The organism is Modicisalibacter sp., from assembly GCF_055145905.1.
This window is the reverse complement of record NZ_JBSREH010000003.1, coordinates 61,046-86,606: the sequence shown is the minus strand read 5'-3', so window position 1 is coordinate 86,606 and position 25,561 is coordinate 61,046. Positions and strand designations below refer to the sequence as shown.

Below are 25,561 nucleotides of genomic sequence, written 5' to 3'. Positions count from 1 at the left end.
CCCGACGTGGACGTCAACTTCCAGTTCGACTGGCAGGCGGCCATCGCCTCCATTCCCTACCTGCTCGACGGCATCCCCTGGACCCTGATCATCTCGTTCGGCGGGCTCGCCATCGGCTTCGTCATCGGCATCGTCTTCGGTCTGCTGCGCATCAGCCCGCTGTGGCTGCTGCGCTGGCCGGCCGTGGCCTACATCGAGATCTTCCGCGGCACGCCGGTGCTCGTCCAGGTCCTGTTCATCTTCTACGGCCTGCCGCAGATCATCGGCGGGCCCATCGACGCGGTCACCGCGGGTATCGCCGCCATTGCCCTGAACGCCGGTGCCTACATCTCCGAGATCGTGCGCGGCGGCGTGCAGTCGATCGAGAAGGGCCAGCGCGAGGCCGCGCTGTCGCTGGGACTGTCCCGCGCCCAGGCCTTCCGCTACGTCATCTGGCCCCAGGCGCTGCGCCGCATGATCCCGGCGCTGGGCAACCAGGGCATCGTCAGCATCAAGGACACCTCGCTGTTCTCGGTGATCGGTGTCGGCGAGCTGGTTCGCCAGGGCCAGATCTACATCGCCACGACCTTCACCGCCCTCGAGGTGTACTTCATGGTCGCCATGCTCTATCTGGCGATCACCCTGAGTCTTTCCTTCGCCCTGCGCCTGCTCGAGCGCCGTGGCCTGGTCGGTCAGTGAGGACAACGCCATGAACGACAAGCCCCACAGCGAGACCGTCCAGCCCATTGTGCGCCTGGACAAGGTCAACAAGTACTTCGGCAGCCTGCACGTGATGCAGGACATCGACCTCGAGGTCGCCCCCGGCGAGGTGGTGGTAATCATCGGTGCCAGCGGTTCGGGCAAGTCGACGCTGATCCGCTGCGTCAACGGCCTCGAGGAGTTCCAGAGCGGTCACATCACGGTGGACGGCAACGAGCTACTGCCGCACGGCAAGAGCGGGCGTTCGCTGCAGACCATCCGCACCGAGGTGGGCATGGTCTTCCAGCAGTTCAACCTGTTTCCGCATCTCTCGGTGCGTGACAACGTCACCCTCGCGCCGATCAAGGTTCGCGGCCTGAGCCGTGACCAGGCCGTGCAGATCGCCGACCGGCTGCTCGAGCGGGTCGGCATCGCCGACCAGGCCGACAAGTACCCGGGTCAGCTTTCCGGTGGCCAGCAGCAGCGTGTCGCGCTGGCCCGGGCACTGGCCATGGAACCGCGCCTGATGCTCTTCGACGAGCCGACCTCGGCACTCGACCCGGAGATGATCGGCGAGGTGCTCGACGCCATGCGCGAGCTCGCCAACGACGGCATGACCATGATGATCGTCACCCACGAGATGGGCTTCGCCCGCGAGGTCGCCGACCGGGTGATCTTCGTCCACAAGGGGCGCATCGTCGAGGAAGGCCCGCCCGAGACGGTCTTCGACAGCCCCGAACACGAGCGCACCCAATCCTTCCTCGCCCGCGTACTCAAGCACTAACCCTCCGCCCCTCGCCGACCGCGAGGGGTGTCTTTCTTCCATTCTCCCCTTCCCGGATTCCTTCCCCAGCCCCGATTTGCCCCTGTGGACAAGTTTCTCGGCGTATCCACGCTTTCTCCCGTGAAGCCCGCGTCATGCGCGGCCTGTCAGGCAACAAGCCCCACTGTTGATCGCTACACGCACTGCGCCGGTACAAGCCGGTGGACAAGTCGGGGATGCGTGCACCTGTGGATGAACGTCCTTTTCATCCACAGCTCCCGAACCGGAACTCCGCAGGCCGTCTACCTTTTTTGCAATGCATCGTCAACATTTCAGGAGACTGACATCGAACGAAAAGTCAGTCTTATCCACAGAAAATGTCCACACCAATAATCACTACCACAACAGAACTTCTTTCTCTTTTTATATTGTTTCTTTAAGACACGACGGTCGACGACTCTGCGAGGCCCGGATGTGGAAAACCCCTGACGGTTACCCACAGGGACGTTATACTGGGCGGCTTGTTGATACTTGCCCTGAAGTCGCGCGCCCGGCGCGCAAGTCGAGGTATCCGTGGATTATCCCAACCGCTTTGACGTCATCGTCATCGGCGGTGGCCATGCGGGAACGGAAGCCGCACTGGCCGCTGCCCGCATGGGCTGTCAGACCCTGTTGCTGACACATAACATCGAGACCCTGGGACAGATGTCCTGCAATCCGGCGATCGGTGGCATCGGCAAGAGCCACCTGGTCAAGGAGATCGACGCCCTGGGCGGTGCCATGGGGCTGGCGACGGACCATGCCGGTATCCAGTTCCGGGTGCTCAACGCCCGCAAGGGGCCGGCCGTCCGCGCCACCCGCGCCCAGGCCGACCGCGTGCGTTACAAGGCCGCGATTCGCGGCATGCTGGAGAACCAGCCCAACCTGACGCTATTCCAGCAGGGTGTGGATGACCTGATCGTCGACGGCGACACCGTCAAGGGCGCCGTCACCCAGACCGGCATCCGCTTTCACGCCGACACCGTGGTGCTGTGCACCGGCACCTTCCTCGGCGGGGTTATCCACATCGGCCTGGACAATCACACCGGCGGCCGGGCCGGCGATCCCCCTGCCAATGCCCTCGCCCAGCGACTGCGTGCCTTGCCGTTCCGCGTCGATCGGCTCAAGACCGGCACCCCGCCGCGGCTCGATGCCAAGAGCCTGGATTTCAGCCAGCTCGAGGAACAACCCGGCGACACGCCGACCCCGGTGATGTCCTATCTCGGCTCGCGGGACATGCACCCGCGGCAGGTAAGCTGCCGCATCGCGCATACCAACGAGCGTACCCACGAGATCATCTTCGCCAATCTCGATCGCTCACCGATGTACTCCGGCGTGATCGGTGGCGTCGGCCCGCGCTACTGCCCGTCGATCGAGGACAAGGTCCACCGTTTCGCCGACAAGGCCAGCCACCAGATCTTCATCGAGCCGGAGGGGCTGGAGACCCACGAGCTCTACCCCAACGGCATCTCCACCTCGCTGCCCTTCGACGTGCAGCTGCAGGTGGTGCGCTCGATCAAGGGGCTCGAGAACGCCCACATCACCCGGCCGGGCTACGCCATCGAGTACGACTTCTTCGATCCGCGGGATCTGAAGCACTCGCTGGAGACCAAGTTTATCCACAACCTGTTCTTCGCCGGGCAGATCAACGGCACCACCGGCTACGAGGAAGCCGGCGCCCAGGGCCTGCTGGCCGGGCTCAACGCCGCCCTGCGGGTGCGGGGCGAGGATGCCTGGTGCCCGCGGCGCGACGAGGCCTACATCGGTGTGCTGGTCGACGACCTGATCACCCTGGGCACCCAGGAGCCCTACCGGATGTTCACCTCCCGTGCCGAATACCGGCTGCTGCTGCGCGAGGACAACGCCGACCTGCGCCTCACCGAGACCGGGCGCCGCCTGGGCCTGGTGGACGACGCACGCTGGGCCGCGTTCAGCACCAAGCGCGAGGCGATCGAGGCCGAACAGGCACGGCTCGCCGCCACCTGGGTGCAGCCCCGCTCGGCGGCGGCCGAGCAGCTCAACGCCCGGCTGCCCAAGCCGCTCAACCGCGAGTACAGCCTCCTCGAGCTGCTCAAGCGCCCGGAGCTCGGCTACGCCGATCTCGTCGGCCTCGACGGCATCGAGGGCCAGGGCGTCGATGACGAGACGGTGGCCGAGCAGGTACAGATCCAGGCCAAGTACCAGGGCTACATCGACCGCCAGCAGGCCGAGATCGACAAGCTCAAGCGCCACGAGGCCACACCGCTGCCCGCGGATCTCGACTACGCCCGGGTCGAGGGGCTGTCCAACGAGATTCGCGACAAGCTCGCCGCGGCGCGTCCCGAGACCCTGGCCCAGGCCGGACGCATCTCCGGCGTCACCCCGGCGGCGGTGTCGATCCTGCTGATCCATCTCAAGAAGCGCCGCCTGGTCGACGATGCCCGGGCGGTGAACACATGACGCCCGAGTGTGAGCGGCGCCTCAACGCGGGACTGGCGGATCTGGGCATCAGCGTCGATGCCCGGGCGCGGGAGCAGTTGCTGGCACTGCTGAGGCTGTTGCACAAGTGGAACCGGGCTTATAACCTCACCGCGGTACGCTCGCCCGAGGCCATGGTGACGCGGCATCTGCTCGACAGTGCCTCGATCCTCCCGGCGATGACCGGCCCGCGGGTGCTGGATATCGGCTCGGGCCCGGGCTTTCCCGGGCTGGTGCTGGCGATTCTCGACCCGCGGTTGACGGTGACGCTGCTCGACAGCAATGGCAAGAAGGTCCGCTTCCAGCGTCAGGCGGTGATGGAGCTCGGGCTGACCAACGTCGAACCGGTACAGGCCCGTGTCGAGCGCTTCGAGGCGCCACCGTTCGATCAGGTGGTATCACGGGCCTTCGCCAGCCTCGGCGACTTCATCGGCCTGAGTGAACCGCTGCTGGCCTCACGCGGCGAGTGGCTGGCGATGAAGGGCCAGGCCTGCGAGGAGGAGCTGGCCGAGGTGCCGGACGGTGTGCAACTCGTCGAGCGGCGTATCCTCGACGTCCCCGGAGATGATGCCACCCGCTATCTGCTGCGGCTGGCCCGAACCTGACCGCCGGCCGGCACACCACGTCGACAAGGGAGCCTTTCGTGACCAAGATCATCGCCTTGACCAACCAGAAGGGCGGCGTCGGCAAGACCACGACCGCGGTCAACCTGGCGGCCTGTCTCGCGGCACTGGAACGCCGCGTGCTGCTCGTCGACCTCGACCCGCAGGGGCATGCCACCATGGGCAGCGGGGTCGACAAGCATGAACTGGACGGCAGCGTGCTCGACGTGCTGCTCGGTGAAAAGCCCGCCGAGTCGGTGATTCTCGACTGCCCCGAGGCTGGCTACGCCCTGCTTCCCGGCAACGGTGACCTGACCGCCGCCGAGGTCGACCTGCTCGACCGCGACGGCCGTGAACGCTGCCTGCACGAGGCGATCAAGGGCGTCGCCGGCGAGTACGACGTGGTACTCATCGACTGCCCGCCGTCGCTCAACATGCTCACCGTCAACGGCCTGACCGCCGCCGACGGCATCCTGATCCCCCTGCAGTGCGAGTTCTATGCCCTCGAGGGGTTGTCCGCCCTGCTCGACACCGTCGAACAGATCCAGGGCAGCGTGAATCCCTCGCTGCAACTCTTCGGCATCGTGCGCACCATGTTCGACAACCGCAACAGCCTGACCCGCGACGTCACCAAGCAGCTGCGCGACTACTTCGGCGATACCCTGCTCAAGGCCGCCATCCCGCGCAACGTGCGGGTCGCCGAAGCGCCGAGCCACGGCCTGCCGGTCACCAAGTACGCCCGCTTCTCGCGAGGCAGCCAGGCCCATCGGGTGCTGGCCAAGGAACTGATCCGTCGTTTGTCGCTATGACCCCGGGAAACGCCCCAAGGATTGCCCATGACCCGTAAACGTGCCCTGGGCCGCGGCCTGGATGCCCTGATCGGCGCCGGTGCCCGCCGCCGTGACCTGCTGGATGCCGATGTCACCCTCGATGCGCCGGTCGCCGAAGCGCCCTCACCGGACGTGCCCGACGATGACGAGGCGCGCCTGGCCCGCCTGCCGCTCGGTCAGCTGAGCCGCGGCCGCTATCAGCCCCGCCGCGATATCCAGCCCGAGGCGCTGGAGGAGCTCGCCGACTCGATCCGCAGCCAGGGGGTCATGCAGCCGATCGTGGTGCGGCCGATCGGCGAGGACCGCTACGAGATCATCGCCGGCGAGCGGCGCTGGCGGGCGGCCCAGCTCGCCGAACTCGACGTGATTCCGGCCGTGGTGCGCAACGTCAGCGACCAGGGCGCCCTGGCGCTGGCGCTGATCGAGAACATCCAGCGCGAGAACCTCAATCCCGTCGAGGAGGCCCTGGCCCTGAAGCGGCTGCTCGACGAGTTCGAGCTGACCCAGCAGCAGGTGGCCGACGCGGTGGGCAAGTCGCGGGCCCAGGTGGCCAACCTGCTGCGTCTGCTGGCGCTCGACCCGGAAGTGCAGACCCTGCTCGAGCGCGGCGATCTGGACGTGGGGCACGCCCGGGCGCTGCTGGTGCTGCCTGCGACAAAACAACGCAAGGCGGCTCATGACGTGGTCGATCGCGACCTTACCGTGCGTCAGACCGAGGCGCTGGTGAAGACGCTTCAGGCCGGCAAGCCCGCCGCCGCCAGGCCCGCCGCCGCGCCGTCCGCGGACGTGGCGCGGCTCGAGACCCAGCTCGGTGACCTGCTCGGCGCCGCGGTGAAGATCCGTCACGGTCAGAGCGGCAAGGGGAGAGTGACCATTCACTACGGCAGCCTCGAAGAGCTGGACGGGATTCTCGGGCACATACGCTGAGCGTCCGGGTCGATAGTTAGCCAGATAAATGGTTTTCCCGACGTTCGTTGCGCTTTGGTCGTAGTCCGATTCCACTTCGTGGAAATTCGCCGCAGGTTCGGTTGAAGGGTACCCCCGGCTTCCCTATAATCCGCCGAGGTCCGGCGCTGGGGGCGCTCAGTCAACGACAATTCCTGTGGACATTGCCGACGAACACCCGAGATTTTATGCCTGCTCCGAGTCCGGCCCAGATCAAACGACCCGAGTTCACGCGCCTGCTGGCGGCGCAGGCAGCCATGGTGCTGCTGGCCGCGGTGGTCGGCGCAGGCGTCGGCGGAACGGCCGCCGCCGGCTCGGCACTGCTCGGCGGCCTGGTCGCCGCGGTGCCCGGCGTCTACTTTGCCTGGCGTGCCTTCCGTTATCAGGGAGCGCGATATGCCAGGGACATCGTTAAGAGTTTCTATCGAGCCGAAGCCGGCAAGTTCGGTTTGACGGCGGCATTGTTCACCTTGGTGTTCATTGCAGTGCCCCCGTCAAACCCCGCTTTCTTCTTTGGCGCTTACGTGGCGACGTTGGCGACGCAGTGGCTGGGGCCCTGGCTGCTGAAGCGCCCGTCGTACACCTGACATCGAGGCAGTGCAATGGCAGCAGGCAACAATCTGACGCCGACGGCGTACATCCAGCACCATCTGCAGAACCTGACCTTCGGGTATCATCCCGACCACGGCTGGGCGATGGCTCACTCCGCCGAGGAGGCCGCCGAAATGGGCTTCTGGGCGATCCACCTGGACACCATGGCCTGGTCGATCGGCCTGGGCGTGCTGTTCCTGTGGCTCTTCCGCAAGGCCGCCAAGGCCGCGACCACCGGCGTCCCCCATGGTCTGCAGAACTTCGTCGAGATGATGGTCGAGTTCGTCGACAACTCGGTGAAGGAAACCTTCCACGGCAAGAGCCGGCTGATCGCGCCGCTGTCGCTGACGATCTTCTGCTGGATCTTCCTGATGAACCTCATGGATCTGGTGCCCGTCGACCTGCTGCCGATGCTGGCGCAGAAGATCGGCGTCATGTTCGGTGCCGATCCCGCGCACGTCTACTTCAAGGTCGTGCCCACCACCGACGTCAATGCCACGCTCGGCATGTCACTGTCGGTCTTTGCCCTGATCATCATCTACTCCATTCGTCACAAGGGGCTTTCCGGCTTCATTGGGGAATTGACGCTGCATCCGTTCAGCTCCTCCAACAAGCTGTTCCAGGTCATCCTGATTCCGATCAACTTCATCCTCGAGGTGGTGACCCTGCTGGCCAAGCCGGTGTCGCTCGCCCTTCGTCTGTTCGGCAACATGTATGCCGGCGAGTTGATCTTCATCCTGATCGCGATGATCGGGCTGTGGCAGTTGCCGCTGCATTTCTCCTGGGCGGTCTTCCACATCCTGATCGTTACGCTGCAGGCGTTCATCTTCATGATGCTGACGATCGTCTACCTGAGCATGGCGACCGAAGAGCATTGAACCGTCAACCCTTAACCCGCTAAACCACTTGACTGAAAACTGGAGTACATCATGGAAGCACAAGTTCTGGGCATGACCGCTATCGCCGTTTCCCTGCTGATCGGCCTGGGCGCCCTGGGTACCGCCATCGGCTTCGGCATCCTGGGTGGCAAGTTCCTCGAAGGCGCCGCGCGTCAGCCGGAGATGATCCCGCAGCTGCAGGTGAAGATGTTCATCGTCGCCGGCCTGCTGGACGCCGTGACCATGATCGGTGTGGGTATCGCGCTGTTCTTCACCTTCGCCAACCCGTTTGTGGGTTGAATCACGGTGGGTCGCAAGACCAACCGGGACTCTGACCACAAACCTGTGAAGCGAGAGGTGCTGGCGTGAATCTGAACCTTACCCTGATCGGTCAGGCCATAGCCTTCGCGGTCTTCGTCTGGTTCTGCATGAAGTATGTATGGCCTCCGGTCATGCAGGCGCTGCAGGAACGTCAGAAGAAGATTGCCGATGGCCTGGACGCTGCCAGCCGTGCCACCCGTGACCTCGAACTGGCCCAGGAGCAGGCCAACGAGACGTTGCGCGAGAGCAAGGAGCAGGCGGCCGAGATCCTAGAGCAGGCCCACAAGCGGTCGAACCAGATGATCGAGGAAGCGCGCGAGAATGCCCGTCTCGAGGGCGAGCGGATGATTACCGCGGCCCGTTCCGAGATCGAGCAGGAAATCAATCGCGCGAAGGAAGAGCTGCGTTCGCAGGTGTCGCGACTCGCTGTCGAAGGTGCGGAGCGTATCCTGGAATCCTCCATCGACGAGGCTAAACATCGCGAGCTCGTCGACAAGCTCGCCGCCGAGCTTTGAGGAGGTGACCCATGGCTGAAACGTCTACCGTCGCTCGACCTTACGCCAAGGCGGCGTTCGAGTTCGCGCACACCCAGGGGGCGCTCGAGGCCTGGTCCGAAATGCTGACACTGGCGGCCGGCGTGATTGCCGATGACGCCATGCGCTCGCGGGTGCTGGACAACCCCCGGTTGTCCGGCGCCGAGAAGGCCGACATCGTGCTCGATGTCGGCGGCGAGGCGTTCAGCGAGGAAGTCCGTAACTTCCTGCGGACCCTGGGCCAGAGCCACCGCCTGGCGGCGCTGCCGGACATTGCCGAGCAGTTCGAGCAGCTGAAGGCCGAGCAGGAGAAGCGCCTGGAGGTGACCATCGTCTCCGCGTTCCCGCTCGACGCCGCTCAGCAAGACACGCTCGCGAGTGCCCTGGCCAAGCGCCTGAACCGCGAAATCTCCATTACCACTCAGGTGGACCGTGCCCTGATGGGCGGCGTCATCCTGCGTGCCGGCGACACCGTCATCGACGGTTCGGTGCGCAACCGACTGGCCCGTCTGCGCGACACACTCTCCGTCTGAGCTTGAGGGACATGGCATGCAGCAACTGAATCCTTCCGAGATCAGCGACATCATCAAGCAGCGCATCGAAAAGCTGGATGTCGCCTCCGAAGCCCGTAATCAGGGCACCATCGTCAGCGTGTCCGACGGCATCGTGAAAATTCACGGGCTGGCGGACGCGATGTTCGGCGAGATGATCGAATTCCCGGGCCACGTCTTCGGCATGGTCCTCAACCTCGAGCGTGACAGCGTCGGCGCCGTGGTGCTGGGCGACTACCAGCAGCTCGAGGAAGGCATGACCGCCCAGTGCACCGGCCGCATCCTCGAGGTGCCGGTGGGCCCCGAGCTGGTCGGCCGCGTGGTCGACGCCCTGGGCAACCCCATCGACGGCAAGGGCGAACTGGGCACCGAGCTGACCGACGCGGTCGAGAAGGTCGCGCCGGGCGTCATCACCCGTCAGGGCGTCGACCAGCCGATCCAGACCGGCCTCAAGTCCATCGACGCTATGGTGCCGATCGGCCGCGGTCAGCGTGAGCTGATCATCGGCGACCGCCAGATCGGCAAGTCCGCCATCGCGGTGGACACCATCATCAACCAGAAGGGCAAGGGCGTTACCTGTATCTACGTCGCGGTAGGTCAGAAGCAGTCGACCATCGCCAGCGTGGTGCGCAAGCTCGAGGAACATGGCGCGATGGAGCACACCATCGTCGTCGCCGCCGGCGCCGCCGATCCGGCCGCCATGCAGTTCCTGGCCCCCTATGCCGGCTGCTCGATGGGCGAGTACTTCCGCGACCGCGGTCAGGACGCCCTGATCGTCTACGACGACCTCACCAAGCAGGCCTGGGCGTATCGCCAGATTTCCCTGCTGCTGCGTCGTCCGCCGGGCCGTGAAGCCTATCCGGGTGATGTCTTCTACCTGCACTCGCGCCTGCTCGAGCGTGCCGCACGCGTCAACGCCGACTACGTCGAGAAGTTCACCGACGGCGAAGTGAAGGGCCAGACCGGCTCGCTGACCGCGCTGCCGATCATCGAGACCCAGGGTGGCGACGTCTCGGCGTTCGTGCCGACCAACGTGATCTCGATCACCGACGGTCAGATCTTCCTCGAGACCGGCCTTTTCAACTCCGGCATTCGTCCGGCGATCAACGCCGGTCTGTCGGTGTCGCGCGTGGGTGGCTCGGCCCAGACCAAGATCATCAAGAAGCTGGGTGGCGGCGTGCGTCTCGCCCTGGCCCAGTATCGCGAGCTGGCGGCGTTCTCGCAGTTCGCCTCCGATCTGGACGAAGCGACCCGCAAGCAGCTCGAGCACGGCCAGCGGGTCACCGAGCTGATGAAGCAGACCCAGTACGCGCCGATGTCCGTGGCCGAGATGGCCCTGACGCTGTTCGCGGCCAATGAGGGCTTCCTCGACGACGTCGAGGTCAGCAAGGTGCTGGACTTCGAAAGCGCGCTGCACGACTACATGAAGGCCGAACACGGCGAGCTGCTCGACAAGATCAACCAGACCGGCGACTACAGCGACGAGATCAAGCAGGGTCTCAAGGCCGGCGTCGAGAAATTCAAGGCTACTCAAACCTGGTAATCCCCCGGGCCCGGCCTGGCCGGGCCTGCGATTCCCCGAGGGGCCACGAATAAGGTAGATCGCTATGGCAGCCGCAAAAGAGATCAAGACTCAGATCGGCAGTATCAAGAATACGCAGAAGATCACCAGCGCCATGGAAATGGTCGCTGCGTCGAAGATGCGTAAGGCGCAGGAGCGGATGCAGGCCAGCCAGCCGTATGCCAAGCAGATCCGCAAGGTCGTGGGCCATGTCGCCAAGGCCAATCCCGAGTACCGCCATCCCTACACCCTCGACCGCGAGGTCAAGCGGGTCGGCTATATCGTCGTCTCCAGTGACCGCGGTCTGGCCGGCGGCCTGAACGTCAACCTGTTCAAGGCCGTGGTCAAGGATGCGAAGGCGTGGCGTGACAAGGGCGTCGAAACCGATTTCGTCGCCATCGGGAGCAAGGCCGGCACGTTCTTCCGCAAGTACGGCGGCAACCTGCTTGCGGCCAAGAGCGGGCTCGGCGAGGCCCCCGAGGCCAAGGATCTGATCGGCAGCGTCAAGGTCATGCTCGATGCCTTCGACGACGGTACGCTGGATCGGCTCTACGTGGTGTCCAACGAATTCGTCAACACCATGACCCAGAAGCCGACCGTGCGCCAGCTGGTACCGCTGGTCACGTCCGACGAGGACGACGACGACGAACAACCCCGTCCCGACAGCTGGGACTACCTGTATGAGCCGGACGCCCAGGCCCTGCTCGACAAGCTGCTCAAGCGCTATGTCGAGTCGCAGGTCTATCAGGCGGTGGTCGAGAATGCAGCCTGCGAACAGGCGGCGCGCATGATCGCGATGAAGAACGCGACCGACAACGCCGGCAACCTGATCGACGAATTGCAACTGGTGTACAACAAGGCCCGCCAGGCGGCCATTACCCAGGAAATTTCCGAGATCGTGAGTGGCGCCGCCGCGGTGTGACGCGCCGGTGAAACGCAGCAGGTTTCATTTGCAGGTTTAAGAGGATCCAAGATGAGCGGACGTATCGTACAAATCATCGGCGCGGTGATTGACGTAGAGTTTCCGCGGGACGACGTCCCCAAGGTCTACGACGCGCTGACGGTCTCCGAGCCGGGGACCATTCTCGAGGTCCAGCAGCAGCTGGGCGACGGCGTGGTACGTGCCATCGCCATGGGCTCCACCGAGGGCCTCAAGCGCGGCATGGCCGTGGAAAACAGCAAGGCGCCCATCTCCGTGCCGGTCGGCAAGGAGACCCTGGGCCGCATCATGAACGTGCTCGGCGAGCCCATCGACGAGGCCGGCGAGATCGGCGAGGAAGAGCGCATGCCGATCCACCGCAAGGCGCCGAGCTACGCCGATCAGGCGGCATCCAGCGAGCTGCTGGAGACCGGCATCAAGGTCATCGACCTGGTCTGCCCGTTCGCCAAGGGCGGCAAGGTCGGCCTGTTCGGCGGCGCCGGCGTGGGCAAGACCGTCAACATGATGGAGCTGATCCGCAACATCGCCACCGAGCATAGCGGTTACTCGGTGTTCGCCGGGGTCGGCGAGCGCACCCGCGAGGGCAACGACTTCTACTACGAGATGCAGGAGTCCAACGTCCTCGACAAGGTCTCGCTGGTCTACGGCCAGATGAACGAGCCGCCGGGCAACCGCCTGCGCGTGGCGCTGACCGGCCTGACCATCGCCGAGAAGTTCCGCGATGAAGGCCGCGACGTGCTGCTGTTCGTCGACAACATCTACCGCTACACCCTGGCCGGCACCGAGGTCTCCGCACTGCTGGGCCGCATGCCCTCCGCGGTGGGCTACCAGCCGACCCTGGCCGAGGAGATGGGTGTGCTGCAGGAGCGCATCACCTCCACCAAGACCGGCTCGATCACCTCCGTGCAGGCCGTCTACGTGCCCGCGGACGACCTGACCGACCCGTCCCCGGCGACCACCTTCGCCCACCTGGACGCCACCGTGGTACTGGCGCGCTCCATCGCCGAACTGGGTATCTACCCGGCGATCGACCCGCTGGACTCCACCTCGCGTCAGCTCGACCCGCTGGTGGTCGGCGAGGAGCACTACAACGTCGCCCGCGGCGTGCAGGGCGTGCTGCAGCGCTACAAGGAACTCAAGGACATCATCGCCATCCTGGGCATGGACGAGCTGTCCGACGAGGACAAGCTGTCCGTCAACCGGGCGCGCAAGATCCAGCGCTTCCTGTCGCAGCCGTTCTTCGTCGCCGAGGTCTTCACCGGCGCGCCCGGCAAGTACGTGCCGCTCAAGGAGACCATCCGCGGCTTCCAGGGCATCCTCGACGGCGACTACGACGAGCTGCCGGAGCAGGCTTTCTACATGGTCGGCACCATCGACGAGGCTGTCGAGAAAGCCAACAAGATGAAGTAAGCCGTCCACGCAAGAGGACCTAAGGTATGGCGAAAAGCTTCCATTGCGAGATCGTCAGCGCCGAGCAGTCGATCTTCTCCGGCGAGGTCAACCAGCTCGTCGCCGCCGGCATGATGGGCGATCTGGGCATCATGGCCGGCCACACGCCGCTGTTGACCGAGCTCAAGCCGGGTCCGCTGCGCGTGCTGGGCGAGAGCGGCGACGAGCAGGTCTACTACGTCAACGGCGGCTTCCTCGAGGTGCAGCCCGATCTGGTGTCGGTGCTCGCCGACAGCGCGGTGCGGGCCCGCGATCTCGACGAGGCCGAGGCCGAGTCGGCGCGCAAGGAGGCCCAGCGCGAGCTCAACGAGCAGAAGTCGGACCTGGACTACTCCCGGGCCGCAGCCGAGCTCGCCGAAGCGGTGGCCAAGCTGCGCACGCTCGACCAGCTGCGACGGGCCAGCGGCAAGCGCTGATCCCGACGTCGGCGGTAATCACGCCCCATGGAGCCCGACTCCATGGGGCGTTTTCGTGTCCGGCCGTCAGGAAACACGGCGGCCGTCATGGAGCCGTGACCGGGAGCCTCGTAAACTGGCGTCGGTCACGCGACAAGCGAACAAGGAGTGAGGATGTCTCTCGACGTGGTGATCCTGGCGGCCGGCCAGGGAACGCGAATGCGCTCGGCGCGCCCCAAGGTCCTGCATGCCCTGGCGGGCCGACCCATGGTGCGCCATGTGCTGGATACCGCCGACAGCCTGGGCCCCGAGCGGCTGCACGTGGTGATCGGCCACGGCGGCGAGGCGGTGCGCGAGACGCTCGCCGACACCCGGGCGAGCTTCGTCGTCCAGGCCGAGCAGAAGGGCACCGGCCATGCCGTGGCGCAGGCGCTGGAGGCGCTCGGCGACGGCAAGGTGCTGATCCTCTACGGCGACGTGCCGCTGATTCGCCGCGAGACCCTCGAGGCGCTGCTCGCCGAGGTGGCGGACGATCGCCTGGGGCTGTTGACCGTGACCCTGGACGACCCCGCCGGTTACGGCCGCATCAAGCGCGATGCCGAGGGCCGGGCGGTGGCGATCGTCGAGCACAAGGATGCCTCCGAGGCCGAGCGCGGAATCCGCGAGTGCAACACCGGCATCATGGCGATGACCGCCGACCAGCTGCGGCGCTGGCTGCCGCGGCTCTCCGCCGACAATGCCCAGGGCGAGTACTACCTGACCGACGTCATCGCCATGGCCGCCGAGGAGCGCCTGACCATCGCCACGGCCCAGCCCGCGACTCCGGTGGAGGTCGAGGGCGTCAACAACCGGGCCCAGCTGGCCCGTCTCGAGCGCGCCTACCAGCTGGGCCAGGCCGAGGCGCTGATGACCGCCGGCGTGGCGCTGGCCGATCCGGCGCGGCTCGACGTCCGCGGCCGGCTGACCTGCGGGCGCGACGTGTTCATCGACGTGGGCTGCGTGTTCGAGGGCGAGGTCGAGCTGGCCGACGGGGTGACGGTCGGCCCCTACTGCGTGATCCGCGACTCGCGCATCGGCGCGGACTCGCGCATCGCGGCGCACAGTGTGCTGGAGGGGGCCGTGCTGGCGGGGGCCGGCCAGGTCGGGCCCTTCGCGCGGCTGCGCCCCGGCACGCACCTGGCCTCGGGGGCGAAGGTGGGCAACTTCGTCGAGACCAAGAACGCCCGGGTCGGCGAGGGCAGCAAGATCAACCACCTGAGCTACGTGGGCGATGCCGAGCTGGGCCGCGACGTCAACGTCGGCGCCGGCACCATCACCTGCAACTACGATGGTGCCCGCAAGCACCGCACCGAGATCGGCGACGCCGCCTTCATCGGCTCCAACACCGCCCTGGTGGCCCCGGTCACGGTGGGGGCGGGAGCCACCATCGGCGCCGGCTCGACGATCAGCCGCAATGTCGACGCCGGGACGCTGGCGGTGGCCCGCGCTCGCCAGACCCAGCGCGACGACTGGCAACGGCCGACCAGGGACGACTGAGTCCGTCGTGATGCTCTCGGTGGCTTGACGCGGGCCGGCGATTGGCGTTTGATGGGCGCATTATCTTTCGAGTTGAAAGAAACAGCTTTCGTTTCGACAGAAAAATGCCCAAGCGCGATACCCTGCAGCGGCGCCATGCCATCCTCGCCTACGTCAATGATCACGGCGAGACCAGCGTTGACAGTCTGGCCCGCCATTTCGCCACCTCCGAGGTCACGGTGCGCAAGGATCTGGCCACCCTCGAGAAGGGGGGCCTGCTGCTGCGCCGCTTCGGCGGTGCCGCGCCGCTGCCCCAGGAGATGCTCGCCGAGCCCGCGGCGACGCCGTCCGTCGCCAAGCGGGCCATCGCCCGGGCCGCCGGCGAGCGCATCCGCGCCCACAACCGCCTGATCATCGACAGCGGCACCACCACCTCGGCGATGATTCCCGAGCTCGGCGGCCACGAGGGGCTGGTGGTGATGACCAACGCCCTGTCGGTGGCCAACGCGCTGCGTGAGCTGGAGCCCGAGCCGGTGATCCTGATGACCGGCGGAACCTGGGACCCGCACTCCGAATCCTTCCAGGGCCGGGTCGCCGAGCAGGTACTGCGCTGCTACGACTTCGACCAGCTGTTCATCGGCGCCGACGGCATCGATCTCGAACGGGGCACCACTACCTACAATGAGCTGATCGGCCTCTCGCGGGTGATGGCCGAGGTCGCCCGTGAAGTGGTGGTGCTGGCGGAATCCGACAAGGTCGGGCGGCGCATCCCCAACCTGGAGCTGCCCTGGGCGCGCATTCATACCCTGATTACCGACGACGGCATGGACGACGCCACCCGCGAGCGTCTCGAGGCTCACGATGTCGCCGTCATCCGTGTCGCCGTGAGCGAGTGAAGACAAGGAGGCCAGCATGTGTGGAATCGTCGGTGCCGTGGCCCGGCGCCCCGTTCAGGAGATCCTGCTCGAGGGGCTGAGACGGCTTGAATACCGGGGGTACGACTCGGCGGGCATGGCGGTGCTCTCCGAGGATGCCCGCCTGAACCGCCAGCGGGCGATGGGCAAGGTCGCGGCGCTGGAAGCCTGCCTCGCCGAGTCGCCGCTGAGCGGGCAGGTGGGTATCGCCCATACCCGCTGGGCGACCCATGGCCGGCCCAGCGAGCACAACGCCCATCCGCACCAGTCCGGCGAGAGCCTGGCGGTGGTGCACAACGGCATCATCGAGAATCACGAGGCGCTCAAGGCCGAGCTGGAAGGTCAGGGCTACGTGTTCACCTCCGAGACCGACACCGAGGTGGTCGCCCACCTGCTGGCCCGCGAGTTCAATCGCAGCCAGGACCTGCTGACCGCCGTTCAGCAGGCGGTGGCGCTGCTCGAGGGCGCCTATGCGCTGGCCGTGCTGCATCGTGGCGAGCCCGAGACCCTGATCGGCGCCCGCAAGGGCAGCCCGCTGGTGGTCGGCGTGGGCATCGAGGAAACCTTCCTGGCCTCCGACCCGCTGGCGCTGCTGCCGGTCACCGACCGCTTCATCTACCTGCAGGAAGGCGACGTGGTGCGCCTGTCCCAGGGCGAGCCCCCCGAGGTCTTCGATCGTGCCGGCGAGCGTCAGGAACGCGGCGTGCAGACCTACGAGCATGGCGACGGCGCCGCCTCCAAGGACGGCTATCGCCACTTCATGCTCAAGGAAATCTACGAGCAGCCGCAGGTCATCGCCGCCACCCTCGAGGGACGGCTGAGCGAGCGACGGGTGCTGGCGGAAAGCTTCGGCCCCCAGGCCGAGGCGCTGCTGTCACGAGCCCGCCAGGTGCACATCGTGGCCTGCGGCACCAGCTATCACGCCGGACTGGTGGCGCGCTACTGGCTGGAAAAGTACGCCGGGCTGCCCACCCAGGTGGAGGTCGCCTCCGAGTACCGCTACCGCCGGGTGGTGGTGCCCGAGGATACCCTGTTCGTCACCCTGTCGCAGTCGGGCGAGACCGCCGACACCCTGGCGGCGCTGCGCTTCGCCCGCGAACGCGGCTACCTGGGCAGCCTGGCGATCTGCAACGTGCCGGGCAGCTCGCTGGTGCGCGAGTCGGACCTGGCGCTGATGACCCAGGCCGGGCCGGAGATCGGTGTGGCCTCGACCAAGGCCTTCACCACCCAGCTGGTGGCGCTGATGCTGCTCACCCTGTCGCTGGGTCGTCGCCACGGCCTGGATGCCGCCGAGGAGGCGCGCATCGTCCAGGCCCTGCACGCGCTGCCGGGGGGCGTGCGCCAGGTGCTCGGCCTGGATGCCGCCATCGAGGCGCTGTCGATGGCCTTCGCCGAGAAGCAGCACGCCCTGTTCCTGGGCCGGGGGGCGCACTACCCGATCGCCCTGGAGGGGGCGCTCAAGCTCAAGGAGATCTCCTACATCCATGCCGAGGCCTACCCGGCGGGCGAGCTCAAGCACGGCCCGCTGGCGCTGGTCGACAGCGAGATGCCGGTGATCTCGGTGGCGCCCAACGACGAGCTGCTGGAGAAGCTCAAGTCCAACCTGCAGGAAGTCCGTGCCCGCGGCGGCGAGCTGTTCGTGTTCGCCGACGAGAGCGTGCGCCTGGAAGATACCGAGGGCGTGCACGTGCTGCGCCTGCCACCGGTCGATGAGGCCCTGGCGCCGCTGCTCTATACCCTGCCGCTGCAGCTGCTGTCCTATCACGTGGCCGTGCTCAAGGGCACCGACGTCGACCAGCCCCGCAACCTGGCCAAGTCGGTGACCGTCGAATAGGCGGCCTCAGCGCCGCTGGCGCGGCATCAGCACCCACAGCTGGCCGGGCTGCTTCATGCGCCCGGCCAGCTCCCCCGCCTGGTCGCCATGCCCCCAGAAGAAGTCGGCGCGCACCGCGCCGGTGATCGCGCTGCCGGTATCCTGGGCGACCATCAGTTGCTGCAGTGGCGTGTTGGACAGCGGCCGCGTGGTGGCCAGGAACACCGGCGCGCCCAGCGGAATGCGCGAGGGGTCGACCGCCAGGCTGCGCCGCGAGGTGAGCGGCACGCCGAGTGCACCGACCGGGCCGTCGGCGCCGGCACGCGGGTCGGACTCGCGAGGTTGGAAGAACACCACCCGCGGATTGACGTCCAGCGCGGCCTGCACCCTGTCCGGATGACGCCGGGCCCAGGCGCGGATGCCGTCGAGGGTGGCCTCGCCGGGGGTGATGGCGCCGCGGTCGATCAGCGCCCGGGCGAAGGAGCGGAAGGGCTGGTTGTTGGTGCCGGCGTAGCCCACGTGCAGGGTGCCGCCCTCGGCCAGCTCGATGCGCCCGGAGCCCTGGATCTGCAGGTAGGCGGCCTCGATGGGATCGTCGACCCAGACCAGTTCCTGACCTGCGAGCCGGCCGCTCTTGCGCAGGGCCGCGCGACTCGGCCGCTGAGCGTCGGGATCACTCCGCCAGGCGTCGGGCAGGCGGTAGAGCGGTGTCTGATAGGGGCCGTGACGCCGGCGCGAACCATGCAGCAGCGGTTCGTAGTAGCCGGTGATCAGCCCGGTGGTCGAGCCGTCGGCGTTGACCATCAGGTAGGGGGCGAAGCGGCGTTCGAAGAAGTCGCGGATGGCCTCGCTGTCGAGCGGGTCGAGGGCCTCGGCGTCGCGGCAGACCGCCGCCCAGCCGTCGCGTCGGGCAAGGCGCCGACAGCTCTGGCGGAAGGCGCCCAGGGCGGCGACGGCGTTTTCCTGACGCCAGCCGGGCAGATCCTGCCAGTCCATGGGGTGCATCTGCCGCGTGAGCTGCTGTTCCACCGGCGAGGGCGGCTCGGTCGGCTGCGGGGCCTGGCTGCTGCAGGCGGCCAGCAGGGCGAGCAGCAGCACGAGAATCAGGGAACGCACACCGCGGGCAGCGGGAGGCCAGGGGAGCTCGACGATCACGCGGGTTACCTCGCATCCGTGAAGAGGGAAAGTGAAAGTGTCTGCCAACCCGGCAGGGCACGCGGCCGGCTGGCTCGATTATAGGGGATGAGTCGCGGCGCGGCAGCCGATGCCGATTCCAGCGCCTTTGGCTCCGATGGCAGCAATGGCCTTGCCAAGGAAAAAGACGCCCGGACGGGCGGGGCGGCGATGGCGTATCCTGCGCGCTGGATCCTGATTCGCGAGGGTGTCATGAGCGACCGACACAGCGGGCCGCGGCTGCATCTGGGACTGCCGATGTGGGCCAATGCCGACTGGCGCGGTGGTCTCTACCCACGGCAGGCGGCCTCCGAGGACTTCCTGACCGACTATGCCCGGGTGTTCTCCAGCGTCGAGGGCAACACCACCTTCTACAGCGGCACCCCGCGCGCCGAGACGGTAGCGGCCTGGGCCCGGCGATCACCGCCGACGTTCCGCTTCTACTTCAAGCTGCCGGCGGCGCTGACCCATGAACGACGCCTGACCGGGATCGACGCCGACCTGGAGACCTTTCTCGACGGCCTGGCGCCGCTGGGCCCGCGCCTGGGGCCGGTGATGATCCAGCTGCCACGCGACTTCGGTGCCGCGGAACTGCCGGCGCTGGAACGCCTGCTCGCGCGCTGGCCGGCGGGCGTGCCCTGCAGCGTCGAGGTCCGTGCCCGTGAATTTTTCCACAAGGGCAGCGCCGAGCAGCGTCTCAACCGCCTGTTGATAACTCACAACGTGGACCGGGTGATGCTCGACGTGCGGCCGTTGTTCGCCACGCCCACCGGCGACGACCCGCGGCTGCGTACCGCCCAGTCCGAAAAGCCCCGGCTCCCATTACACGTGCTTTCCACGGGAGAGCGCCCCATCGTGCGCTTCATCGGCCATCTTGACACGGCGCTCAATCGGCGGTATTTCGCGCCCTGGGTCGAGCGCCTTTCCCTGTGGATAAAACAGGGGAAAACCCCTTTCCTGTTTGTGCATACCCCGGACAATCGCCAGGCGCCGGCCCTGGCGCGAACGCTCTACACGGCGCTGGGCGAGGCACTGGACCTGCCGCTGCTGGCGGCCTTTCCCGGCGAGCGTCAGGCCACGCTGTTCTGAATGGGCGCCGGGCGGAAGACGGGGCTGGTCAAGTGGCTCATCATCGGCTAGTTTTGTCGCCCTTGCGCCCCATGGCGCGATGGCCCGATGGCGAGCAAGGCGTGTCCGACCGGCATGCCTCGTCCGCCACGGCTTGTTGACGGCAGCCGGCACGCTGCGTCGCTACACCCGGCGGCGCGGTGTGCCGGCTGTCTCGCGGCAGTGATCCTGCTGGCGGTTGAGGCAACCCGCCACACTCGGCTCCGCGCGACGACAGGCAAGTGCTCCGAGTCGTGCCCTTCGATCCCCGGTGTCAGATAGTCCGCTATTCACCCGCACGATCGTGTCGATTCGTTGCTGTGCCCGGCGTCCCGCGCCCGAACGGGTTGCGAGGATCCTGTCATGCCCTGGCAGGCAGCGTGCGATCCACGCTGCGCGGGACGTGGCACAACAAGGACAAGGCGTCATCGCATCCGATCGATCGATGATGACACGTACACTCAGGGTGCATTATGTCGAAGCAATCTCATGCCCAATGGTCATCCCGGCTGGCCTTCATCCTCGCCGCGGTAGGGTCGTCTGTCGGCCTTGGCAATATCTGGAAGTTTCCCTACATGACCGGCGAGAGCGGGGGCGGTGCCTTCGTGCTCATCTACCTGGTCTGCATCGCGCTGGTGGGCGTGCCCATCCTGATGTCGGAATGGCTGATCGGCCGTCTCGGCCAGCGCAACCCGATCGCCTCGATGTCGCTGTTGACCCGGCGCTTCAAGCGTAGTCCCGCCTGGGTGCTGATCGGGGTGTTCGGCATCCTCGGCGCCTACCTGATCCTGTCGTTCTACAGCGTGATCGGCGGCTGGGGGCTGGCCTACATCGAGCTCGGCGCGAGCAATGCCTTCGCCGGTCTGGACAGCACGGCGGTGGGCGACATGTTCAGCGGTCTGCTGGCCGATCCCACGCGACTGCTGCTCTGGCACAGCCTGTTCATGCTGCTGACCATCGGTGTGGTACTGGGCGGCGTGACCGGCGGCCTGGAGCGGGCCACCAAGCTGCTGATGCCGGCGCTGGTGGTACTGCTGGTGGTGCTGGTCGGCTATGCCGCGACCTCCGGCGCCTTCGCCGAGGGCGTGGCCTACCTGTTCACGCCGGACTTCTCCAAGCTGTCCAAGGACGGGGTGCTGGCCGCACTGGGCCATGCCTTCTTCACCCTGAGCCTGGGCATGGGGATCATGATCGCCTACGGTTCCTACCTGCCGCAGGACGTCAACATCGGGCGCAGCGCCCTCATCGTCGTGGTGATGGATACCGTGATCGCGCTGATGGCGGGACTGGCGATCTTCCCGGTGGTCTTCGCCAATGACCTGAGCCCGGCCGCCGGCCCGGGGCTGATCTTCCAGACCCTGCCGCTGGCGTTCGGCCACATGACGGGTGGCTGGCTGTTCGGCGTGCTGTTCTTCGTGCTGCTGGTGTTCGCCGCCTGGACCTCGGCGATCTCGCTGCTCGAACCGATCGTCGAATGGCTGGAGGAGCGCACGCCGCTGTCCCGTGTCGGCGCGACCCTGGTGGCCGGCGCCGCTACCTGGGCGCTGGGCATCGTCACCGTGCTGTCGTTCAACGTCTGGTCCGACGTGGCGCCGCTGGGCGTGTTCGCCAAGTTCGACGGCATGACCATGTTCGCGCTGCTGGACTACTTCACCAGCAAGCTGATCCTGCCGCTGACCGGTCTGGCCGCGGTGCTGTTCGTGGGCTGGTGCATCGGCCGCGAGGAACTCTACGAGAACCTGCGCATGGGCGAGGGCGCCTTCGCGCTGTGGCGGTTCGCGGCGCGCTATGTCGCCCCGCTGGGGGTGATCGTGGTCTTCATCGGCAGCCTGTAAGCGCCGCCGAGCCCATCCCGGCATCCCGCGCCCCGGCCGTCAGGTCGGGGCGTTTGCGTTGGGGCTACTGCAGGGCGTCATCCTCGAATTCGGCGATGTCGCGCTCGAGCCGCTTGATCTCGTTGTGCATCTCGATGCCCCGGCGCGCGCGCAGGTAGCGGACGGCGGCACTCTTCTTGCGGGTCTCGTGCTCGGTGACTTCCATGGTCATGAAGATGTCGAGAAGCTCGCTCTTGACGGCACCCAGTTGTTCTTCATTGCGCATGTCGACTCTCCTTGCAACGGCAAAGGTGTCAAAGACACGTCATTTCTTACTATACCCCAGTTGACAAAATCGTGACATTGAGGGCCGGGCTGCCGTTTTCCACGCAGATTGGGCATACTGTTGGCCGGTGATGGCCCGCGAGGGCGTATCCCGCAGGCGCGCCGGTTACCACGACCGGCCGATTCAGCAAGAGGAGCGAACCGTGAGCCGTGCCCTATTCGATGAAATGCGACGTCGCATGGAGCACTTTCGTCGCTCCGAGCAGAAGGTGGCGCGCTTCGTGCTGCGTCATCCCGACGAGGTCATCCACATGCGCATCGTCGACCTGGCCACCGAGGCCAAGGTCAGCGAGCCGACCGTGGTGCGCTTCTGTCGCGCCCTGGGCTGCAGCGGCTTCCAGGACTTCAAGCTGCAGCTGGCGCAGATGCTGGCTGCCGGCAGTCAGTTCGCCCAGTTCTCGATGAACGACAGCGACAGCGTCGCCGAGTTTTCCCACAGCCTGTTCGACTCCACCATCGGCACCCTGCTGTCGGTGCGCGACCGGCTCGACAACGACGCCCTGGGGCGCGCGGTCAACGCGCTGGCGATGGCCAACCGGGTCGAGTTCTACGGCTTCGGCGCCTCCGGCGCGGTGGCCTTCGACGCCCAGCACAAGTTCTTCCGCCTGCAGATTTCCACCTCGGCCTACACCGACCCGCACATGCAGAACATGTCGGCGGCGACCCTCCAGGAGGGCGACGTGGTGGTGGCGATCTCGCAGACCGGGCGCACCCGGGCGCTGGTCGACAGCGTGCGCCTGGCCCGCGAGAAGGGCGCCACGGTGATCGGGCTGTGCCCGAGCCGCTCGCCGCTGGCCGATGAGGTCAGCCTGCCGCTGTACATCGACGTCCACGAGGACACCGAGATCTACACGCCGATGAGCTCGCGCATCGCCCACCTGGTGATCATCGACGTGCTCGCCGTGGGCGTGGCCAAGACCCGCGGGCCCAAGCTCGCCGAGCAGTTGAAGGCGGTCAAGCGCAGCCTCACGCCGCTGCGCTTCCCCGAGCCGGGCGAGGGCACCGGCAGCGAGTCCCCGGCGACGTCCTGAGGCGCCGATGTGCTAAGCTGGGCGCCCATTTCGCAGCTCGACAGCGGTATCCATGGACGACGTTCTTTCGGGCGCAGGCTCGCCGGGCAATGGCTCGCCGGGCGACGTCTCGACGCTTCTCGACGATCTCAATCCGGCCCAGCGCGAGGCCGTCAGCGCGCCGCTGGGCAACATGCTGGTGCTGGCCGGTGCCGGCTCGGGCAAGACCCGGGTGCTGGTGCACCGCATCGCCTGGCTGCTGCGGGTCGAAGGGCTCTCGCCCTACGCGATCCTCGCCGTGACCTTCACCAACAAGGCGGCGCGCGAGATGCGCACCCGCCTCGAGGCGCTGCTGGGACTCTCGCTGCGCAACATCTGGGTGGGCACCTTCCACTCCATCGCCCACCGCCTGCTGCGTACCCACTGGCAGGACGCGCGCCTGCCGCAGCACTTCCAGATCCTCGATGCCGACGACCAGCTGCGCCTGATCAAGCGCCTGCTCAAGGACTACAACATCGACGACGAGCGCTTCCCGCCGCGCCAGGTGCAGTACTTCATCTCCGGCTGCAAGGAGGAGGGCCTGCGTCCGCAGCAGGTGCAGACTCACGGTGACGCCTACCTGGGGCAGATGGTCGAGCTCTACGAGCGTTACCAGCTGACCTGCGAGCGCGGCGGGCTGGTCGACTTCGGCGAGCTGCTGCTGCGCAGCCTCGAGCTGCTGCGCGACAATCCCCGGCTGCTGGCCCACTACCGCGAGCGCTTCGCCCACCTGCTGGTCGACGAGTTCCAGGACACCAACACCCTGCAGTACGCCTGGCTCAAGCTGCTCGCCGGCGAGCACAACGGCCTGACCGTGGTCGGCGACGACGACCAGTCGATCTACGGCTGGCGCGGCGCGCGGGTCGAGAACATCCGCCGCTTCGAGCAGGAATTCCCGGGGACGCGTACCGTGCGCCTCGAGCAGAACTACCGCTCGACCAGCGCCATCCTCGATGCCGCCAACGCCCTGATCGGCCACAACACCGGGCGCATGGGCAAGGAGCTGTGGACCGCCGGGGCCAAGGGCGAGCCGATCTCCGTGTATGCCGGCTTCAACGATCTGGACGAGTCGCGCTTCATCGTCGACACCATCAAGGAAAAGGTCGACGCGGGCTTCAATCGCCGCGAGATCGCCATCCTCTACCGCTCCAACGCCCAGTCGCGGGTGATCGAGGAGACCCTGATCCGCCAGGGCGTGCCCTACCGCATCTATGGCGGCCAGCGCTTCTACGAGCGCCTGGAGATCAAGAACGCCCTGGCCTACCTGCGCCTGCTGCTCAACCGCGAGGACGACGCCTCGCTGGAACGGGTGATCAACGTGCCGGCCCGCGGCATCGGCACCCGCACCGTGGAGATCCTGCGCGTGCGCGCCCGCGAGACCGGCACCTCGCTGTGGCAGGCCCTGCACGACAGCGTCAGCGACGCCACCCTCAAGGGCCGGGCGGCCAACGCCGTGACCGCCTTCGCCAACCTGATCGAGCGGCTCGACAACGACACCGCCGGCATGGCGCTGCACGAGATCATCGAGCACGTCAACACGGTGACCGGGCTGGTCGAGCATCACCGCAACGAGAAGGGCGAGAAGGGCCAGGCCCGGGTCGAGAACCTCGAGGAACTGGTCAATGCCGCGCGCGCCTTCACCCAGGGCGAGGCGCTGGCGATACAGGAGGTCGGCGAGGGCAGCGCGGCCCTCGAGCCGTTTCTCGCCGAGGCGGCGCTCAACGCTGGCGACCACGAGGCCGACGAGTTCGAGGACGGTGTGCAGCTGATGACCCTGCACTCCGCCAAGGGGCTGGAGTTCCCGGTGGTGTTCATCGCCGGGGTCGAGGAGGGGCTGTTCCCGCACAAGATGTCACTGGAGGAAACCGGGCGGCTCGAGGAGGAGCGCCGGCTGTGCTATGTGGGCGTGACTCGCGCCATGCACAAGCTCTACCTGACCCACGCCGAGCTGCGTCGCCTGCACGGCAAGGAGACCTTCCAGCGGCCGTCGCGCTTCCTGCGCGAGCTGCCCGAGGAACTGCTCGAGGAGGTGCGCCTGCGCGGTCAGGTCTCGCGGCCGGTGACGGCGACGCGGCCGGCACGCGGCCTCGCCCAGGCGTCGGTCGACGGCGGCGGCGATCTACCGGTGCTGTCGCTGGGCCAGCGCGTCCATCACCCGCTGTTCGGCGAGGGCGTGGTGCTCAACGCCGAGGGCCAGGGCGAGCGAGCCCGGGTGCAGGTGAGCTTCGAGGGCGAGGGCGACAAGTGGCTGGTGCTGGGGTTCGCCAAGCTGACCCCGCTGTAACCTCCGGACGGGAT

General features: G+C 66.9%; 24 protein-coding genes. 22 read left to right on the top strand and 2 right to left on the bottom strand.

The window, feature by feature from the left end:
* Nucleotides 1-6: 6 nt before the first annotated feature.
* The 18 genes from ACTCB7_RS03455 (at nucleotide 7) to glmS (ending at nucleotide 17,796) form a co-directional block, all read left to right on the top strand.
* Complete coding sequence (locus tag ACTCB7_RS03455) at nucleotides 7-678, top strand: amino acid ABC transporter permease (protein WP_163648042.1); 672 nt, start codon at nucleotides 7-9, stop codon at nucleotides 676-678.
* A gap of 10 nt (nucleotides 679-688) precedes the next feature.
* Nucleotides 689-1,462 (top strand): amino acid ABC transporter ATP-binding protein, encoded by a 774-nt coding sequence (locus tag ACTCB7_RS03450; RefSeq protein WP_163648041.1) that lies wholly within the window; start codon nucleotides 689-691, stop codon nucleotides 1,460-1,462.
* Nucleotides 1,463-2,014: 552 nt separating this feature from the next.
* Nucleotides 2,015-3,919 carry a tRNA uridine-5-carboxymethylaminomethyl(34) synthesis enzyme MnmG gene (gene mnmG / locus ACTCB7_RS03445; protein ID WP_463005552.1) on the top strand — a complete coding sequence of 635 codons (1,905 nt, stop codon included), beginning with the start codon at nucleotides 2,015-2,017 and terminating at the stop codon, nucleotides 3,917-3,919.
* Nucleotides 3,916-4,542 (top strand): 16S rRNA (guanine(527)-N(7))-methyltransferase RsmG, encoded by a 627-nt coding sequence (gene rsmG / locus ACTCB7_RS03440; protein ID WP_463005551.1) that lies wholly within the window; start codon nucleotides 3,916-3,918, stop codon nucleotides 4,540-4,542. Before mnmG ends, rsmG begins: the two co-directional genes overlap by 4 nt.
* A gap of 38 nt (nucleotides 4,543-4,580) precedes the next feature.
* The gene (locus ACTCB7_RS03435) at nucleotides 4,581-5,348 is read left to right on the top strand and encodes a ParA family protein (RefSeq protein ID WP_463005550.1); all 768 of its coding nucleotides are present in this window, start codon (nucleotides 4,581-4,583) and stop codon (nucleotides 5,346-5,348) included.
* 27 nt (nucleotides 5,349-5,375) lie between these two features.
* Nucleotides 5,376-6,296: a ParB/RepB/Spo0J family partition protein gene (locus tag ACTCB7_RS03430; protein ID WP_463005549.1), complete on the top strand. Its 921-nt coding sequence runs from the start codon at nucleotides 5,376-5,378 to the stop codon at nucleotides 6,294-6,296.
* A gap of 206 nt (nucleotides 6,297-6,502) precedes the next feature.
* Complete coding sequence (locus tag ACTCB7_RS03425; RefSeq protein ID WP_463005548.1) at nucleotides 6,503-6,901, top strand: ATP synthase subunit I; 399 nt, start codon at nucleotides 6,503-6,505, stop codon at nucleotides 6,899-6,901.
* A 15-nt stretch (nucleotides 6,902-6,916) separates the two neighbouring features.
* Nucleotides 6,917-7,783 (top strand): F0F1 ATP synthase subunit A, encoded by an 867-nt coding sequence (gene atpB / locus ACTCB7_RS03420; protein WP_163648035.1) that lies wholly within the window; start codon nucleotides 6,917-6,919, stop codon nucleotides 7,781-7,783.
* 51 nt (nucleotides 7,784-7,834) lie between these two features.
* A complete protein-coding gene (gene atpE / locus ACTCB7_RS03415; protein ID WP_011508579.1) occupies nucleotides 7,835-8,083 on the top strand; it encodes a F0F1 ATP synthase subunit C in 249 nt (82 codons plus the stop codon).
* Between the two features lie 65 nt (nucleotides 8,084-8,148).
* On the top strand, nucleotides 8,149-8,619 hold the full coding sequence (locus ACTCB7_RS03410; RefSeq protein ID WP_463005547.1) for a F0F1 ATP synthase subunit B: 471 nt from the start codon (nucleotides 8,149-8,151) through the stop codon (nucleotides 8,617-8,619).
* 11 nt (nucleotides 8,620-8,630) lie between these two features.
* Nucleotides 8,631-9,170, top strand: a complete 540-nt coding sequence (locus ACTCB7_RS03405; protein WP_224420353.1) for a F0F1 ATP synthase subunit delta — start codon at nucleotides 8,631-8,633, stop codon at nucleotides 9,168-9,170.
* A gap of 16 nt (nucleotides 9,171-9,186) precedes the next feature.
* Complete coding sequence (gene atpA, locus ACTCB7_RS03400; RefSeq protein ID WP_463005546.1) at nucleotides 9,187-10,731, top strand: F0F1 ATP synthase subunit alpha; 1,545 nt, start codon at nucleotides 9,187-9,189, stop codon at nucleotides 10,729-10,731.
* 64 nt (nucleotides 10,732-10,795) lie between these two features.
* A complete protein-coding gene (atpG, locus tag ACTCB7_RS03395; protein WP_463005545.1) occupies nucleotides 10,796-11,671 on the top strand; it encodes a F0F1 ATP synthase subunit gamma in 876 nt (291 codons plus the stop codon).
* A gap of 51 nt (nucleotides 11,672-11,722) precedes the next feature.
* The gene (atpD, locus tag ACTCB7_RS03390) at nucleotides 11,723-13,099 is read left to right on the top strand and encodes a F0F1 ATP synthase subunit beta (protein WP_463005544.1); all 1,377 of its coding nucleotides are present in this window, start codon (nucleotides 11,723-11,725) and stop codon (nucleotides 13,097-13,099) included.
* A gap of 26 nt (nucleotides 13,100-13,125) precedes the next feature.
* Nucleotides 13,126-13,554, top strand: coding sequence for a F0F1 ATP synthase subunit epsilon (locus ACTCB7_RS03385; protein ID WP_463005543.1), 429 nt, complete (start codon nucleotides 13,126-13,128; stop codon nucleotides 13,552-13,554).
* A 153-nt stretch (nucleotides 13,555-13,707) separates the two neighbouring features.
* Nucleotides 13,708-15,069, top strand: coding sequence for a bifunctional UDP-N-acetylglucosamine diphosphorylase/glucosamine-1-phosphate N-acetyltransferase GlmU (gene glmU / locus ACTCB7_RS03380; RefSeq protein WP_463005542.1), 1,362 nt, complete (start codon nucleotides 13,708-13,710; stop codon nucleotides 15,067-15,069).
* A 104-nt stretch (nucleotides 15,070-15,173) separates the two neighbouring features.
* Entirely contained in the window at nucleotides 15,174-15,944 is a 771-nt protein-coding gene (locus tag ACTCB7_RS03375) for a DeoR/GlpR family DNA-binding transcription regulator (RefSeq protein WP_463005541.1), read from the top strand.
* 16 nt (nucleotides 15,945-15,960) lie between these two features.
* Entirely contained in the window at nucleotides 15,961-17,796 is a 1,836-nt protein-coding gene (gene glmS / locus ACTCB7_RS03370) for a glutamine--fructose-6-phosphate transaminase (isomerizing) (RefSeq protein WP_463005540.1), read from the top strand.
* 6 nt (nucleotides 17,797-17,802) lie between these two features.
* On the opposite strand, the gene mltA is transcribed toward glmS, so the two are convergent.
* A complete protein-coding gene (mltA, locus tag ACTCB7_RS03365; RefSeq protein WP_224416127.1) occupies nucleotides 17,803-18,930 on the bottom strand; it encodes a murein transglycosylase A in 1,128 nt (375 codons plus the stop codon).
* Between the two features lie 231 nt (nucleotides 18,931-19,161).
* Here mltA and ACTCB7_RS03360 point away from each other — a divergent pair, with 231 nt between their 5' ends.
* Nucleotides 19,162-20,037 carry a DUF72 domain-containing protein gene (locus ACTCB7_RS03360; RefSeq protein ID WP_224416126.1) on the top strand — a complete coding sequence of 292 codons (876 nt, stop codon included), beginning with the start codon at nucleotides 19,162-19,164 and terminating at the stop codon, nucleotides 20,035-20,037.
* A gap of 491 nt (nucleotides 20,038-20,528) precedes the next feature.
* Nucleotides 20,529-21,890 carry a sodium-dependent transporter gene (locus tag ACTCB7_RS03355; protein WP_224416125.1) on the top strand — a complete coding sequence of 454 codons (1,362 nt, stop codon included), beginning with the start codon at nucleotides 20,529-20,531 and terminating at the stop codon, nucleotides 21,888-21,890.
* A gap of 64 nt (nucleotides 21,891-21,954) precedes the next feature.
* On the opposite strand, the gene ACTCB7_RS03350 is transcribed toward ACTCB7_RS03355, so the two are convergent.
* Entirely contained in the window at nucleotides 21,955-22,155 is a 201-nt protein-coding gene (locus ACTCB7_RS03350) for a PA3496 family putative envelope integrity protein (RefSeq protein WP_224416124.1), read from the bottom strand.
* 202 nt (nucleotides 22,156-22,357) lie between these two features.
* On the opposite strand from ACTCB7_RS03350, the gene hexR reads away from it, so the two are divergent.
* Nucleotides 22,358-23,245 carry a transcriptional regulator HexR gene (gene hexR / locus ACTCB7_RS03345; protein WP_224416123.1) on the top strand — a complete coding sequence of 296 codons (888 nt, stop codon included), beginning with the start codon at nucleotides 22,358-22,360 and terminating at the stop codon, nucleotides 23,243-23,245.
* 52 nt (nucleotides 23,246-23,297) lie between these two features.
* Nucleotides 23,298-25,547: a DNA helicase II gene (gene uvrD, locus ACTCB7_RS03340; protein ID WP_463005539.1), complete on the top strand. Its 2,250-nt coding sequence runs from the start codon at nucleotides 23,298-23,300 to the stop codon at nucleotides 25,545-25,547.
* Nucleotides 25,548-25,561 lie beyond the last annotated feature (14 nt).